This is a genomic window from Campylobacter sp. CS_NA3 (genome assembly GCF_027797495.1).
Taxonomy (GTDB): domain Bacteria; phylum Campylobacterota; class Campylobacteria; order Campylobacterales; family Campylobacteraceae; genus Campylobacter_B.
On sequence record NZ_CP115609.1, the window covers coordinates 526,700 to 542,523 of the forward strand.

A 15,824-nucleotide genomic window follows, 5' to 3' on the forward strand; every position below is an offset into this window, starting at 1 on the left:
GAAAATTTGATGAAAGTTTTACTTATAAAAGATGTCAAAGGGCTTGGAAAAGCAGGGGAAATCAAAGAAGTAAAAGACGGATACGGAAATAATTTTTTAATCGGAAAAGGCTTTGCACTGGCTGCTACAACCGAAGTTTTGCGTAAATTTGAAGCAGGAAAAAGAAAAGAAGCCGAGCTTAAACAAAGTGAAATCGAAACACTAAATTTGCTAAAAACTCAGCTTGAAAAAGTGCGTGTAAAGGTGGCAAAACAAGTCGGCGAAAATGGCGGACTTTTTGGAGCTGTTACCAAAGATGACATCGCAAATGCCCTAAAAGAGCAAAAAGGCTTTGAAGTCGATAAAAAAATCTTGGAATTTGGCACTATCAAAACCACAGGAATTTACGATGTGAGTGCTAAATTTAAACACGGCATAAGTGCTAAATTTGAAATCGAAGTGGTAGGTTTGTAATGTTTGAAGCTACAACCATACTTGCCTACAAAGGCAAAAATGCTTCTGTTATCGGCGGAGACGGGCAGGTTACATTTGGAAACACCGTTTTAAAAGGAAAAGCGACCAAAATTCGCAAAATAGGCAAAGATGAGAGCGTTTTAGCAGGGTTTGCAGGAAGCACGGCTGATGCGTTTAATCTTTTTGATATGTTTGAAAAATGCCTTGATAACGCAAAAGGCGAACTTTTAAAAGCCGTTGTCGAATTTAGCAAAGAGTGGCGAAAAGATAAATATTTGCGAAAACTTGAAGCCATGATGATAGTTATCGATAGAAAGCATATTTTCTTACTAAGCGGCACGGGCGATGTCGTCGAACCGGATGACGGAAAAATCGTCGCAATCGGAAGCGGTGGAAACTACGCTTTAAGCGCAGCTAGGGCTTTAGATAAATTTGGAAATTTAAATGAAGAAGAACTAGTCAAAGAGAGCCTAAAAATAGCGGCTGAAATTTGCATTTATACAAATGAAAACATTAAAACTTATGCAATCTGGGACAATAAATAAATGATGACACCAAGAGAAATAGTAAAAAATTTAGACGATTATGTAATCGGTCAAAGTAAAGCCAAAAAGGTTATCGCAGTAGCACTTCGCAATCGCTATCGCCGAATGCAACTAGATGATGAGATGAAAAATGAGATAATCCCAAAAAATATCTTAATGATAGGCTCGACGGGCGTTGGAAAAACTGAAATAGCGCGAAGACTTTCAAAGATGTTTGGTTTGCCTTTTATCAAAGTCGAAGCTAGCAAATACACAGAAGTCGGCTTTGTGGGACGAGATGTCGAATCTATGGTTAGGGATTTGGTAAGTGCAGCTATAAATTTGGTGCGAAGCGAAGAATTTGAAAAAAACAAAGAAAAAATCGATGAATATATAGAAAAGAAAATTTTAGAAAAACTTCTTCCGCCACTACCGCGTGGAGCAAGTGAAGAAAAAAACGCTGATTATGCTAAAAGTTATGAAAAAATGGCAACTAAATTTAAAAACGGCGATTTAGATGATTTGATGATTGAGATTGAAATCAGCGAAAATACATTTGAAGCAAATTCAAATTTACCGCCTGAAATGGCAAATATGCAAGAAAGTTTTATCAAAGTCATCGGTATAAGCAGTAAAAAAAGCAAAAAAGAGATGAAAATCAAAGACGCAAAAGTGGCTCTTAGAAACGAAGCAAGTGATAAAATTTTAGATATAGAGCGCATAAAGGCAGAAGCCGTGCGAAGAAGCGAAAATGAAGGTATTATTTTTATCGACGAGATCGATAAAGTCGCTGTAAGTGCAAATTCAGGCTCTCGCCAAGATCCTAGCAAAGAGGGCGTTCAAAGAGATTTGCTCCCGATAGTCGAGGGTTCAAGTGTCAGCACGAAATACGGAAATATAGACACAGATCACATTTTATTTATCGCAGCGGGGGCATTTCATATAAGCAAACCAAGCGATTTGATTCCTGAGCTTCAAGGTAGATTTCCTTTGCGTGTAGAGCTTGATAGTTTGGACGAAAATGCGCTTTGTGAAATTTTAACAAAACCAAAAAATTCGTTAATCAAGCAATATATCTCTCTTCTTGCCACAGAAGGTGTCGAGCTTGAATTTAGCGATAGCGGAATAAAAGCGATTGCAAAAAATGCCGCAAAAACAAACGAAAAAGTCGAAGATATAGGCGCTAGAAGACTGCATACGGTAATGGAAAAAGTGCTTGAAGACATTAGCTATGAAGCCGACGGATTTAAAGGTCAAAAAGTGGTAATCGATGATAAATTTGTCGATGAAAAGCTTGATGAAATCGTCAAAGACGAAGATTTAGCGAAGTATATATTATAATGAAAAGTGGATTTGTTAGTCTAATCGGTCGCACAAATGCAGGGAAAAGCTCGTTTTTAAACTACATTTTGGGCGAAAAAATTTCGCTTGTGTCGCACAAAGTAAATGCAACGCGCCGTAAAATCAATGGCATAGTTATGCACAGGGAAGATCAAATTATATTTGTCGATACGCCGGGACTGCATGAGAGCAATAAAATGATGAACAAAATCATGGTTGAGGTTGCGCTAAATGCGATTGGGGATAGCGATTTGGTGCTATTTTTAGCACCAATCCACGATAGCACCGAAATTTATGAAAAGTTTTTAAATTTGCATAATGGTGTAAATCATATCGTGCTTTTAACTAAGATTGATGAAGCAAATGACGAAAAAATCGTGAAAAAACTAAGTGAATATCAAAAATTCCAAGATAAATTTGGCGCAATAATACCTATAAATATCAAAAAAAATGTTTTCAAACGCCAAATTTTAGATGAAATTTGCAAATTTTTGCCAGAACATGAGTATTTTTATGACCCTGAACTCATAAGTAGCACGAATTTAAGGGATATTTATAGGGATTTTATACTTGAAAGTATCTTTGAAAACACAAACGGCGAACTTCCGTATTCGACAGATGTTATCATAGAAAAAGTAAATGAAACTCCAAATTTAATTTCAATTTATGCCAAAATTATAACTGATACGCAATCTCATAAACAGATTTTAATCGGTAAAAACGGCGATACAATCAAGCGAATAGGCATAAAATCGAAAAAGTTAATTTCAGCTTTTTCTAAGGTTAAAATTTATGTCAAATTAAGCGTTTTTGTTAAAAAATCGTGGAAAAGCGACGAAAATAGCATAAAAAGCCATTTTATCTATTGACATTTTGTTTGTTTTTGATTAAACTATAAGCAAATTTCTTTATAAAGTGGATGAAGATGGCTAAAAATAGTAGTAATGCAAACTCTATAGTTGCAATTAACAAGGTCACACAGACCATATTTGGGTTAAGTGGCAACGAGATCTTTGAACACGATTTCGGAAGATCTAGCCGAGCAAAAGAGACCTATATCTCTTATATTCCTTTTAAAGACATTATAACGACAACCGTCGAGATTCCGCGATCTGTTGAAGATGCAGATTTGTTGGATGCTATCGTTATTAAGGTCTATGAAGAGCTTGGGCTTGATGCTACTTTGGATTACAAGATTACATATCTTGAAGTTGTCGGTGCAAGTAGCGACGAGAGAGCATTTAATGTTTTCGTCGTCGATAACCAACTTTTAAATACTCAGTTTGATGCGATTGCGGCACGAACTGGTTATCTTGATTATGTTGCGATTGCGCCTTTCTTGTATGAAAGTCTATATAGCAGAGGGCTTTTGACAAAAGAAGGGACAGATTGTTTTATCTATTTGCAACGAGATGATGCGTTTTTGGTTGTGTATCAAAACGGCGAATATTTCCAATCTCGCCAACTAAGATATAATCTTAAATTCTTAAATGATAAATTTGCAGAATTAACTGGAAGTAAGCTTGAAGAAAACACATTTAATATGATGTTATCTACTTACGGTGCAAATTTGGAAAGTCCAGCTGAACGAGATTATATGATTCAAATTTTTGATGATATGTTCTATTATATTAACGATATTATCAATTCTTTGAATAAAATTTATAATATCAGAATACAAAATATATATTTTGGTAGTGATGTTGGTAAGATTCCGGGTATTGAAGTTTTTGTAGAAAATACGCTAAATTTAACATATAAAGAATTTAATTTTAGTGTTGCAAAAAATGCCAAAGAATTTGAGCTTACACAGCTTGATACTTTGATGTTTTTAACAGCTCAAAATTTCCTTGCCAATAAAGACGAAGAGCATAACTACTCTCCATTTAAGCGACCGCCACCTATAACACAAAGAACTAGTGGTAAGCTTTTTGGTTATATCGCACTTGGCCTGTTGCTTGGTGCGGCTTATCCTTTGTATCAATATGGTCATGGGTACTACAATAGCTTGATTTCAGATCAAAAAGAAGCAGAGTATGCGCAAGTAAATGCTGAACTTAATAAAGTCAAGGGTATTGATGAAAATTTAAATAAACAAATTACGCAAACAAGAGAAGATTTTGCAAGAGAAAATAAAATATTGACAGATAGGCTTAGTTTGTTGGATGGAATTTTTGATAAAAAGATAAATTATGCGATGAAGGCAATTGCTATTCATGATTTATCGAATATGGTTGTTGGTAGTCAAGGCAATATTCAAAGCATCAAAACAGATGATAGAAACTTAACGGTAAATGTCAATACTAGAAATGATAAACAAATGACTGAGCTTTTGAAGAATATTAGTGAGACTAGACCATATTCTGTTTATACTAGATCCATTATTTTAAATGAAAACGAACAAACAGTTGTTTATGATAGTAATGTCAGTGTGGAGGTAGAGTAATGAGAAAACAAACTACACTCGATAAGATTGATTCTTGGTTTGAGAGTAAAGGGAGTAGTGCAAATACTTATCTAGTGTTAGCTTTATTGCTTTCTGGTGGTCTTGCTTATTTGGCATTATCTCCTAGCGCACAAGAGTATTTTGATAATGAGCAAAGCAGATTAAATAAAGCTACACAAAATCTAAATGATGCTACAAATGGCTTAAATGCCTTTGGCCCATTGGGAAACGGAACTTATAGTCAAATAAAAAACAAAGAGATAGCCTTAAAGGGCGAACAAACAAGACTTAATGAAACAATTGATTCAAATGAGTATGTTGATAATAAGCTTCGCGAAGTCTCCAATGTAACATACAATAGAGAAAATTGGGCTGAATTTTTGGATAGTTTAACAGAAATGGCTGTAAAAAGTAATGTCAAAGTTTTTGCTATAACTAGCGAAGAAAAAAATATAGATCAAAATAAATTAGTCCTAGAACCACAGGCTATGCTTGATGTAGGCGTTGTAATGGAAGGAAGTTATCATAATGTTTTGCGCTATATCAATGCCATTGAAGAATCCAAAATGGTGGTTGATGTAAATAAACTGGATGTTAATAAATCTACGACTGACGGTAAGATTGGTGGAACTATCGGAATATCTATATGGGGGGGTAAGATATCAATGAAAAAGATAATTTTATTTTCTCTTTTTTCTGTATTATTGTGTAATGCAGAAGGTATTGATAAAAAACTATATGATGATAAATTTAATACATTGGGTAAGCCAAGAATCGGTTTGTCTGATGATAAAATTACGGCGCTTAAAGATCCCTTTTATCCGTTAAAACCAAAAGCAAAAGAAGGTGAAGCCCAAGTTGTTGTAGATAAAACATTTGATTTACAACTTCGTGGAATTTTAGGCGACAAGGTTAAACTAAATGAAGCTTGGTATGAAATTGGCGATTATATCGGATCATATCAAGTCGTTGAGATAAAAGAAAATAGTGTTTTGGTTGCAGATGGCGACAATAAAATTGAACTAAAAATGAATCAAGGAAAGAAAAATGTCATTATTTCATATAAGTAAAAAAGTTAGTATAGCGGCATTGCTTGCTTTATCGATGACAGCATCTAGTTTAGTTGCAGCACCTGCAACTTCTTCGGATTGTGAAAGAAGGGCTCTTAATATCAAAGTTAATGATACTGTTACACTAAATGAGATGTTATCTCAGCTTTCTGATATGTGTAAATTTTCTTTTGTTGCAAAAGATGCTATGGCTTCAGAAGAACTTAATAAAGAGCTTCAAGGTATAAGCATAAAAGATATGTCTTTAAGAGAAGTGTTTAATCTTTTGGTTTCAGAAAATAATTTAGATTACGAGTACTCAAATGGAATTTTAAAAGTTTCTGCTTTAAATACTAAAACTTTTAAAGTTGATTATATAACTTCTGTTAGAGAGGGAACTGCTATTACTAAATCAAGTGTAGATTCAGCTCCTATTGAAGTTGGTAATGATATAGATGATGAAAAATTACAAGAAAATATGATTAAAACACAAGAAAAATTTGATTTTTGGGAAAAGATTAGTGAAGAAATTACTCTAATTTTAAATAACGGAACAGAAAAATATGTTGCCGTTGCTCCTATTATAAATCAAAATGCGGGTTTGGTAACAGTAACTGGTATGAAATCACAACTTAAAAGAGTTGAAGCGTATCTAAAAGGTATGCAAAAAAGGCTTAGTAGACAAGTTTTGCTTGATGTAAGTATTGTCGCAGTTGAGTTAAACAACGACTACACTACAGGTATTGATTGGTCAAGATTTCAACTTGGTTTCTCATCTTATATTGGCAATCCATGGGGTGTAGCAAAAGATTTATCTACTGGAAGATTAGTGAATGCAGACTATGCTTGGACTGGTTATAGCAATGGAGATTTTGGTCATCGTGGCAGACATACTGGCGAAAAGCATGATAGTGCCACTTGGACATTTGGTGCTGGTTTGAACTTTAATATCGATGGAATGATAAATTTCTTAGAAACAAAGGGTAAAACTAAGGTTATTTCTAGTCCAAAGGTTACCACTATGAATAATCAACCCGCTATTATCTCAGTTGGCGATAATATCAATTACCGTGTTTTAAAAGAAAGTAGCAATAATAACTCTTTAAGTGGTCAAACCAGTATAACATATACCCAATATTCTACATTTATTGGTATTTTGTTAAATATCTTGCCTGAAATTTCCGATGAAAATAAAATTATGCTTAGAATTAATCCAAGTTTAAGTAGCTTCAAATACGAAGAAGAAAATGTTAAACAAACTGGTATTAGAGAGATTGCGCCAGATACTTTGCAAAAGAAAATTTCAAGTGTAGTTTGGGTAAATAATGGCGATACTGTTATTCTTGGTGGTTTGATTGGTCAAACAAAAACTAAAGATAATACAAGCGTTCCAATGCTTAGCTCTATTCCTTTTGTGGGCAATCTTTTTAAAAGCACACATGATAAGCTGTCTACAACTGAACTCATTTTTGTTGTGACTCCTAGAATTATTGATGATACTAGTGTTCCGCTAAGCAAATCGCTTAAAGAACTTGGATATTCAAAATCGATTTATGAAAATGAGTAATACAAATAATTATACAAAAATAAAGGATATTTTTGTCGAGGATAACGAAGTTACAAACTTCGTTAATCTCGATAAATCCACGCTTGCTTACCACAAGATTTTAAATGCTTTGCAAAAGCCGTTAAAGCTTATATTGTTTTATGGAAAGCCAGGATGCGGGAAAACTTTTTTGTTAAATAAAATAAAAGTCGATTTAGAAAAAAAGGTAAAAGTAGTTTTTTTGCCACAGCCATTTTTTGACGAAACAGAGTTTTTCTTAGAGCTTTATTTTCAAATTTTTGGTGCTTATCCTAATGAAAACATTGATAACTATGAGAATTTTATGCGAGCTTATAGGGAAAAAACGCAAATTTCTGAGAAAAATATTCCTAGTGTAAGTCAGGTTGTTATTTTGCTTGACGAGGCTCAGCTTTATCCAGGAAATTTGATAGAAAAAATTCGCCTTATGGCTGATACAAGGCTATTTAAATTTCTATTTACTGTCCATAAAACGGATGAAGAAGATAGACTTGCAAAGGACTATTTTAAAACTAGAATTTGGGAAAGTATCGAGCTTCCAAATTCAAATTTGAGTGAAATTAAACTGTATATTGAGAAAAAATTGGTTTTTCAAGGTTTTCATCAGTACTTTCTGATGTTTGGCGATGAAAATTTTGATTTGATTTTAGAGCTAACGGACGGAAATTTAAGAAATATCAACAAACTTATGTATAAAATGTATGAGTTGTTTGAATATTACGAAGTTAATAAGCCAACTGAGATTAGTTTGTCTCAGATCAATAACAAAATTATAGAAATGGCAGCAATTAGTGCGGGGATTATAAATGCTTGAATATTATGAAGTTAGTGAATTGGAAAAACGCTGGGAAGAGTATGATAAAAAAAGGAGGCAGTTTTCTTTTTTAAAAAATAGTAAATCTAGCAATACTTCATTTAAATTTGATAAAACTATTTTAGCGCTTTTGCTTTTTATTTCAGTTGCAATTGGAGCTATTTTTTGGATTTTAAAAGATAGTAATGATGATAAGATTTCGATGGCGCAAATAAATCAAAATAGCGTTGAAGTTCAACCTGAAACTCAAATTCAATCACAAAGTTCGCAAAATAGTCAAGTTGCTATTGCAAATCAAAATGAGAATATAGTATATACAAAATCTGACTTTAATATGAGTGCGCCTATTGCTTCGAATTCTAATGCTACGAGTACCGAGCGACCTACTTTAAATTTAAACGATGTAGGAATTCATTCTAGTGAAGATTCTGCGGGATTTAGTATTACAAATAATTACCAAAATAATAATTATCCAAATAATAATTATCAAAATTTTCCACAACCGCAGTTTGTTCCGCAACAACAAAATCCTATTTTTAATTCGGTTCCACAAAATGAAATCATAGATTTCGGCAATGCTCCTGTATCGCCTAGATCAAATTCGGTTGCAAACACTCAGACTGCTCCAAAACGGCCTACGAGTCCGATTTCAAGTAGAATTCAGATAAGCACTTCAAGGCTTGATCCTAATAAACAAAATTTAGAGAGCAAATTCTATGCTACAAAAAATATTGAATATTCATTAGCATTGGCCGAACAAGCTTACAATAAAAAAGATTACGACGGTGCTATTAAATGGGCTTTAACATCAAATGAGTTAAATAAAGATAATGTTCAAAGCTGGATGATTTTTGCTAAGGCAAATTATAAAAAAGGTAGAAAAAATGATGCTTTATACGCACTTGAAACATTTAATTCAAGGGCAAATGATAAAGATATAGCAAATTTGATTTCACAGATTAGAAATGGATCGTTATGAGATTTATAATTTCATTTTTAGTTTTTGTCGGTTTTGCTGTTGCTGTCGATATTGAAGATGTCAGAAATTGGGATCAAATTGGGCAATACAATAGAATTTGTCAAGAAAGTGTTCGAAATTTATTTATTGAGCAACAAAACGATTCGTTAGCAAATACTTATGCAAAAGCTTGTCTGAAAATGGATAAAATAAACGAGCTTATTATCCCGACTGTTATGCTTTATAAAAATAAAGAATCGCGAGAAAATGCGTCTTTATATTCGACTATTTTATTTCAGAAGAAAATGCTATATTTGGCACTTTGTGATAATGTTGATATAAGTTATATTAGAACGCCAAAGATTAATTATATTTTGTCTGAAATTTTTGATAAATTTGTAGAAAAAGATTATGTAAAAAAGAGTGATACATATATCTTTACTTTACAAAACGGAGACAGGGCTGAGCTTTTCATCAAAGATGAAGGTGACATAAAAAAAATGGTTGTTGCCCTTTATGTTGATGACAAGGTAAATTCTATTAAAATGTATTGGTGATATGTATGACAAAAGTTGAAGAGTATATTATAAAAATTCTTATTAAAAACGGAGTTTTGACTCCCGATATCATTCCTGAGATTAGCGAAAAAATGGATATTGGGCTTACACTGGGCGAGGTTTTAATTGGTGATAACTATATTGATCAAGATCAATTTGCCTGTCTTTTGGTAGATATTTATAGACGAAAACAAATCACGCTTGAAGAGATTAATGAAAAATTTTATATCGACACAAAGACTTTTTTGCAAAGTTTAGCTGGTAAATTTAAGATGACTTATATGAATCTTGATGATGTGGATGTAGATTTTAGAATTTCAGAAAAAGCACCTACTGCTCAGCTTAAAAAATATGGTGTTATTCCTGTTAAAGAAGATGATCTCAATATGTTTGTTGCATTTTCAGATCCTTTTGATATGGATGCTCAAGATAGAGTTCAAGGAATTTTTAATAAAAAACTTGTAAAAATCGTAGTTGCTGACCCTAATCAGATCAAAAAATATCTTAATAAAATAGAGCTGTCTGATAGCATTAGGGGCTTGGTTAATGAAATTCGTAAAGAGCTTACAAATACAGGCGGCAGCGGTAAAGACGATGATAGTTCGGCTATTTTGCAACTTATTGAAATGATAGTTAAACAATCAATTATCTCTCGCGGTAGCGATATTCATATTGAGCCGTCTGAAAATAATTGTGTTGTGCGAACTAGAATTGACGGTATGCTAACTGAAATTTTTATCTTTGATAAAGATATTTATCCGCCTTTGGTTTCAAGGCTCAAACTTCTTTCGAATATGGATATCGCAGAGCGTAGAAAACCGCAAGACGGTCGTTTTAGTATGAAAATTTCTGGACGAGAGTATGATTTTCGTATTTCAACGCTTCCTATTATCAACGGCGAATCAACCGTTATGCGTATTTTGGATAAATCAAAGGTTATTATTAGTCTTGAAAAATTAGGTATGCACCCGGAAAGCTTTAAAAAATTTAATAACGCAATGCATGCTCCTTATGGTGTTATATTAGTTACCGGGCCAACCGGTAGTGGTAAATCAACTACGCTTTATGCGGCACTTAATGATGTAAAAAGTGTTGATACGAAGATTATTACCGTTGAGGATCCTGTTGAGTATCAGGTAAATTTGATCCAACAAGTCCATGTTAATGAAAAAGCAGGGCTTACATTTGCTGCGGCTTTGCGTTCTATTTTGCGTCAAGACCCTGATATTATAATGATCGGTGAGATTCGTGACCAAGAAACATTGCGCATAGCTATTCAAGCGGCACTTACTGGACACCTTGTTTTTTCAACACTTCACACAAATGACGCAATTAGCGCGATTCCTAGAATTGTAGATATGGGTATTGAAAGTTATCTTATAAGCGGTGCGTTAATTGCGGTTGAAGCACAACGATTGGTGCGAAAACTTTGTCCAAAATGCAAACAGCCAACAATGCTTCCAAAATCTATGCTAGATACTCTTGCGCCGTATTTACCTGAAAAATATACATTTTATAAGCCTGTGGGTTGCGATGAATGCGCAGGAACTGGGTATGCAGGACGAGAGATGATAAGCGAGATTTTACCTATTAGTGATAGTATGCAAAGTTTAATAGCAAATGGTGCCTCTAAGGACGAAATGAAAGAGTTGGCTCTTAAAGAAGGTTTTATTGATATGTTCCACGATGGCGTAATCCGTGCGGCAAGGGGAGCAACAAGTATTGAAGAAATTTATAGGGTGGCAAAACAATGAAAAATTTTGAAGTAGAATATATTGCAAACGGAAAAAAACAAAAAATGTTTTTAAAGGCAGACAATAAAGTTGCTGCTAGGAATTTGATTAAACAAAAAAACGGTGGCGTTATAACTAAAATAGGCGAAACACAAACTAGTAATGTTAGTGCTTCATTGGGAGATATTAAAACGCAAGTTACAAGGCTCATGGGGGCCAGTAGTAGAGTTAGAATTCCTGCACTTGTAGCTTCTATTAAGCAACTTTCGGTTATGACAAACGCTGGTATTTCTATTCACGATTCCATTAAAGAGGTTGCAAATGCAACAGAAGATAGAAAGCTAAAAGAGATTTTTTCTGCTATGAACGATGACCTTAATGCCGGTCTTAGCCTGACAGAGTCTTCTGCTAAATTTAGGGGCGAGTTGGGTGATGTTGTTCTTGCTATGATTAGCCTTGGTGAAAGCACAGGTAATATGGCTGAATCTTTGGCAAAACTAGCTCAAATGCTTGATGAAATTTGGGAAAACCAAAGAAAATTCAAAAAGGCTATGCGCTATCCTATGATACTTATGATAGTCATGGCGATTGCTTTTTCTATTTTGATGCTTTATGTTGTTCCTAAATTTCGTGAAATTTTCGAAGAACTTGGTGCAGAGCTACCACTTCCTACACGAATTTTGCTAGGAATCGAATCTGTTTTAAGTAATTATGGTTTATATGTTTTAGCAGGTATTATTGGTATTATTTTTGCTCTAAAATGGGCGTATAAAAATAACGATGAATTTAAGCGAGGCTGGGACAAGGGAATTTTAAAAGTTTATCTATTTGGTAAGATTATTTTTTATTCTACTATGTCAAGATTTATGCTTATTTTCACTGAGCTAGTCCGAGCCGGTATTCCGATAGCAGATGCACTTGATACTGCTGTTTTGATGGTTGATAACGAAACGCTAAAAGAAAAACTTTCTACCATTAAAGTTGCAGTGCAACAAGGTGTTAGCTTAACCGATGCTATGCGAAATACCGGGCTTTATGAAAGTATGCTTATTCAGATGATTAGTGCCGGTGAGCAATCAGGTAGTCTAGATAAAATGCTAGGAAATGTAACTGATTATTACAAAGAAAAATTTGACGATATTATCGATAATATTTCAAGCTATGTTGAGCCGATTATGCTATTTTTTATGGCAGGTATGGTTTTGCTACTTGCGCTTGGTATCTTTATGCCTATGTGGGATCTTGGAAAAGCCGTCAAAAACTAATAACAAATTTAAACGCCCGAAAACTGAGAATTCGGGCGTTTTCAAATTAAATTTTAATTCTAAATTCGTTAAAATGCTTCGTTTATAAATTTAAAAGGATTTATTATTTTAAGAGAATTTTATTTTATTATCTGTTCGGCTTTGCTTGTTTTTTTTGGACTTGCGACTATCGCTCCGGATTCCGCGTTAGTCGGTAGTATCGGAAATATCATACGCGCGTATAATACCGCACTTTTTGGTTATTTTGCAAATTTATATCCGTTTTTGCTTTTAATTCCGATTTTTATCGGTTATAAATATTTTAAAAAATTTGATCTACGCCTTGTCGAATTTATCGCAGGGATTATTTTGCTATTTTTCACTATTCTTTGCATACAGGGTGCTATTTTTGGTGAAGATGGCGGTGGTGCTATCGGCGCAGCTCTTATCGGCGAACTTCGCGCTATGATAGGTAGCGTTGGTGTTTGGATTTTTAATATTACCATTTTTATTCTCTCACTTGTTTTGATTTTTGAAGATAAATTTACAAATATCGTCAAAAATTGGTTTATTATCCAACGCAAGCCAAAAGAAGAAATTTATGAGCAACCGACCTTTTCGCAGCCACAAAAATCGCAAGAAACATCGACTAAAAAAACTCGCCTTGCTTCAAAAATGGCAAAAGAAAAGATAAATAAAGCACAAGAACGCATAAAAAAAGAGCAGGGCAAAAGCCTATTTGACGATGTCCAGAGCGACGATAGCGAAACACAAAGCGAAAGTAGTTCTTTAAAATCTAGCAAATTTGCAAATGTCGAGCATTTAAGAGAAGTAGCTGAAAATAAAATGCTACTTGATCAGCTCGAAAAAGGCAAAATCGCAAAGCCTGATGATTTTATTTTGCCGCCTTTGGATTTTTTAAATTCTGCACCGAAAAAACGCACTAGCATAGACGAAAGCGAAATCGATAAAAAAATTTACGATTTGCTCGATAAACTTCGCAAATTTAAAATCGACGGCGATGTCGTGCGAACATACTCGGGTCCTGTGGTTACGACTTTTGAGTTTCGCCCTGCGCCAAATGTCAAAGTCGATCGCATTTCAAATTTACAAAACGATCTAAAAATGGCTTTAAGAGCCGAAACGATAAGAATTCAATCCCCAATTCCTGGCAAAGATGTCGTTGGAATCGAAATTCCAAATAAAGACATAGAAACGATTTATCTACGCGAAATTTTTGAGAGCGAAATTTTTAAAACTGCTTCAAGCCCCTTAACTGTGGCACTTGGCAAGGATATTGTAGGCCAGCCATTTGTAGCAGATCTTAAAAAACTTCCGCATCTGCTCATCGCAGGAACCACAGGAAGCGGTAAAAGTGTCGGTGTAAATGCGCTTATTTTAAGCCTTTTGTATAGAAATTCGCCAAAGACTTTGCGTTTGATAATGGTAGATCCAAAAATGGTCGAATTTAGCGTTTATGAAGATATTCCACATTTGCTAACGCCGATTATAACAGAGCCTAAAAAAGCTATAACTGCTCTTGGAAATGTCGTAGCTGAAATGGAACGCAGGTATCGCTTGATGGCAGATAATAAGGTCAAAAATATCGAAAGCTATAACGAAAAAATCGCAAAAGAGCACGGCGAAATTCTGCCTTATATCGTGGTTGTCATCGACGAATTTGCTGATCTTATTATGACGGGTGGAAAAGATGTTGAATTTAACATTGCACTTTTAGCGCAAAAGGCTAGGGCGTGCGGAATTCACCTAATAATCGCCACCCAACGCCCAAGTAAGGAAATTGTAACAGGCTTAATCAAATCAAATATGCCAAGTCGCATTAGCTTTAAAGTTCGCTCATCTATGGATAGCCGTATAATTTTGGATCAAATGGGCGCTGAGAGTTTGCTAGGGCGAGGCGATATGCTCTTTACGCCACCGACCGGGAGCGTTACTATTCGTTTGCATGCGCCGTTTGCGACAGAAGATGAGATAAATACGGTCGCCGAATATTTGCGTTCGCAACAAAGCGTGGTTTATGATGATAAATTTATCACCGAAAGTGAAGATGGCGGCGAAAACGGCGAATTTGGGCTTGATAGTAGCGAGATCGATCCTTTGCTTGATGAAGCAAAAGAGATTATAGCTAGTGACGGCAAAACTTCTATAAGCTACCTGCAACGCCGTCTTAAAATCGGCTATAATCGCGCTGCAACTATAATCGAACAGCTAGAAATGACAGGTTTTTTAAGCAAACCTGACGCCAAAGGTCAAAGGGAAATTTTAAGGTAAATTCAAAGCGAATTTGCACCAGCGTAGTGATAGCTATTTAAATTTGCAAATACTATATTTGTGCTATCTTACGCTATTATCTATTTTCTTGTATAATCTATTTTCGCTAAAAGGATTAAATTTGGAAAACAATGAGAATTTAGAAAATTCAAACAATCAAAATTTAAGAGAGAAAAACAGGGTTATTTTTGATGAAATGGCTAGGGTAAATTATGATATTCCAAAATCAAAACAAATACTTTTAAACATAAAAAGCTTTTTGCATGATTGGTTTGTTATTATAACTTTTTTTGCGATTTCCTTATTTGCCTTTTTAAGCTATTTTGATTACCCAACAGAACTGAATTTAAGTAAAGCAAAAACACATATAGGCAAAGTAGTGGATATAGAAATCCCAATGTCTAAATTTGGTAGGCAACCATACCATAATTCGGATTCTTGTTTTATACACTTTGAAAATTTAGACGGAACGAAAGAAAAACTAATAGCTAAAAATTGCACTCATAAAATAATTCCAAAAATTTGGAAAGCCAAAGAAATTAAAATTTATGTAACTCCGATTTTTGGTATGCATTTTATATACCAAATTTCAAATGATGAAAACAGAATTTTATACAAAATAGCAAAATCAGAATTATTGGAAATGGGCAGTGATAAATTATATATTTTGCAAATATCAATTATTACATTTTTATTTGCCCTATATTGTAGTTATGTAAATTTTAAAGAAATAAAACTTAAAAATAAGAATTCAAATGTTTGAAAGAAAGTAGGGTGGACATCCTTGCCCACCAAAATAGCAAAAGGGCAAGAAAGCCTTGCCAGTCA

At 34.2% G+C, this 15,824-nt stretch carries 14 protein-coding genes; all 14 read left to right on the forward strand.

Annotated elements, in window-relative coordinates:
• The first annotated feature begins 9 nt into the window (after nt 1–9).
• The 14 genes from rplI to PF026_RS02790 all read left to right on the forward strand — a co-directional run bounded on the left by rplI (nt 10) and on the right by PF026_RS02790 (nt 15,759).
• Complete coding sequence (rplI, locus tag PF026_RS02725; protein ID WP_270861237.1) at nt 10–453, forward strand: 50S ribosomal protein L9; 444 nt, start codon at nt 10–12, stop codon at nt 451–453.
• Nucleotides 453–998 (forward strand): ATP-dependent protease subunit HslV, encoded by a 546-nt coding sequence (hslV, locus tag PF026_RS02730; RefSeq protein ID WP_270861236.1) that lies wholly within the window; start codon nt 453–455, stop codon nt 996–998. Before rplI ends, hslV begins: the two co-directional genes overlap by 1 nt.
• Complete coding sequence (gene hslU, locus PF026_RS02735) at nt 999–2,318, forward strand: HslU--HslV peptidase ATPase subunit (protein WP_270864233.1); 1,320 nt, start codon at nt 999–1,001, stop codon at nt 2,316–2,318.
• Complete coding sequence (era, locus tag PF026_RS02740) at nt 2,318–3,187, forward strand: GTPase Era (RefSeq protein ID WP_270864234.1); 870 nt, start codon at nt 2,318–2,320, stop codon at nt 3,185–3,187. Before hslU ends, era begins: the two co-directional genes overlap by 1 nt.
• Nucleotides 3,188–3,450: 263 nt before the next feature.
• Nucleotides 3,451–4,764, forward strand: a complete 1,314-nt coding sequence (locus tag PF026_RS02745; protein WP_270864235.1) for a hypothetical protein — start codon at nt 3,451–3,453, stop codon at nt 4,762–4,764.
• Nucleotides 4,764–5,834, forward strand: coding sequence for a hypothetical protein (locus tag PF026_RS02750; RefSeq protein WP_270877195.1), 1,071 nt, complete (start codon nt 4,764–4,766; stop codon nt 5,832–5,834). Before PF026_RS02745 ends, PF026_RS02750 begins: the two co-directional genes overlap by 1 nt.
• Nucleotides 5,812–7,380: a pilus (MSHA type) biogenesis protein MshL gene (mshL, locus tag PF026_RS02755; protein WP_270870490.1), complete on the forward strand. Its 1,569-nt coding sequence runs from the start codon at nt 5,812–5,814 to the stop codon at nt 7,378–7,380. Before PF026_RS02750 ends, mshL begins: the two co-directional genes overlap by 23 nt.
• Nucleotides 7,373–8,212, forward strand: coding sequence for an ATP-binding protein (locus tag PF026_RS02760; RefSeq protein WP_270864238.1), 840 nt, complete (start codon nt 7,373–7,375; stop codon nt 8,210–8,212). Before mshL ends, PF026_RS02760 begins: the two co-directional genes overlap by 8 nt.
• Complete coding sequence (locus PF026_RS02765) at nt 8,205–9,191, forward strand: tetratricopeptide repeat protein (RefSeq protein WP_270864239.1); 987 nt, start codon at nt 8,205–8,207, stop codon at nt 9,189–9,191. Before PF026_RS02760 ends, PF026_RS02765 begins: the two co-directional genes overlap by 8 nt.
• Nucleotides 9,188–9,727 carry a hypothetical protein gene (locus PF026_RS02770; protein ID WP_270864240.1) on the forward strand — a complete coding sequence of 180 codons (540 nt, stop codon included), beginning with the start codon at nt 9,188–9,190 and terminating at the stop codon, nt 9,725–9,727. Before PF026_RS02765 ends, PF026_RS02770 begins: the two co-directional genes overlap by 4 nt.
• 5 nt (nt 9,728–9,732) lie before the next feature.
• A complete protein-coding gene (locus PF026_RS02775; RefSeq protein ID WP_270864241.1) occupies nt 9,733–11,481 on the forward strand; it encodes a GspE/PulE family protein in 1,749 nt (582 codons plus the stop codon).
• A complete protein-coding gene (locus tag PF026_RS02780; protein WP_270864242.1) occupies nt 11,478–12,725 on the forward strand; it encodes a type II secretion system F family protein in 1,248 nt (415 codons plus the stop codon). Before PF026_RS02775 ends, PF026_RS02780 begins: the two co-directional genes overlap by 4 nt.
• A gap of 141 nt (nt 12,726–12,866) precedes the next feature.
• The gene (locus PF026_RS02785) at nt 12,867–14,996 is read left to right on the forward strand and encodes an FtsK/SpoIIIE family DNA translocase (RefSeq protein WP_270864243.1); all 2,130 of its coding nucleotides are present in this window, start codon (nt 12,867–12,869) and stop codon (nt 14,994–14,996) included.
• A 121-nt stretch (nt 14,997–15,117) separates the two neighbouring features.
• Nucleotides 15,118–15,759 (forward strand): hypothetical protein, encoded by a 642-nt coding sequence (locus tag PF026_RS02790; protein WP_270864244.1) that lies wholly within the window; start codon nt 15,118–15,120, stop codon nt 15,757–15,759.
• Nucleotides 15,760–15,824 lie beyond the last annotated feature (65 nt).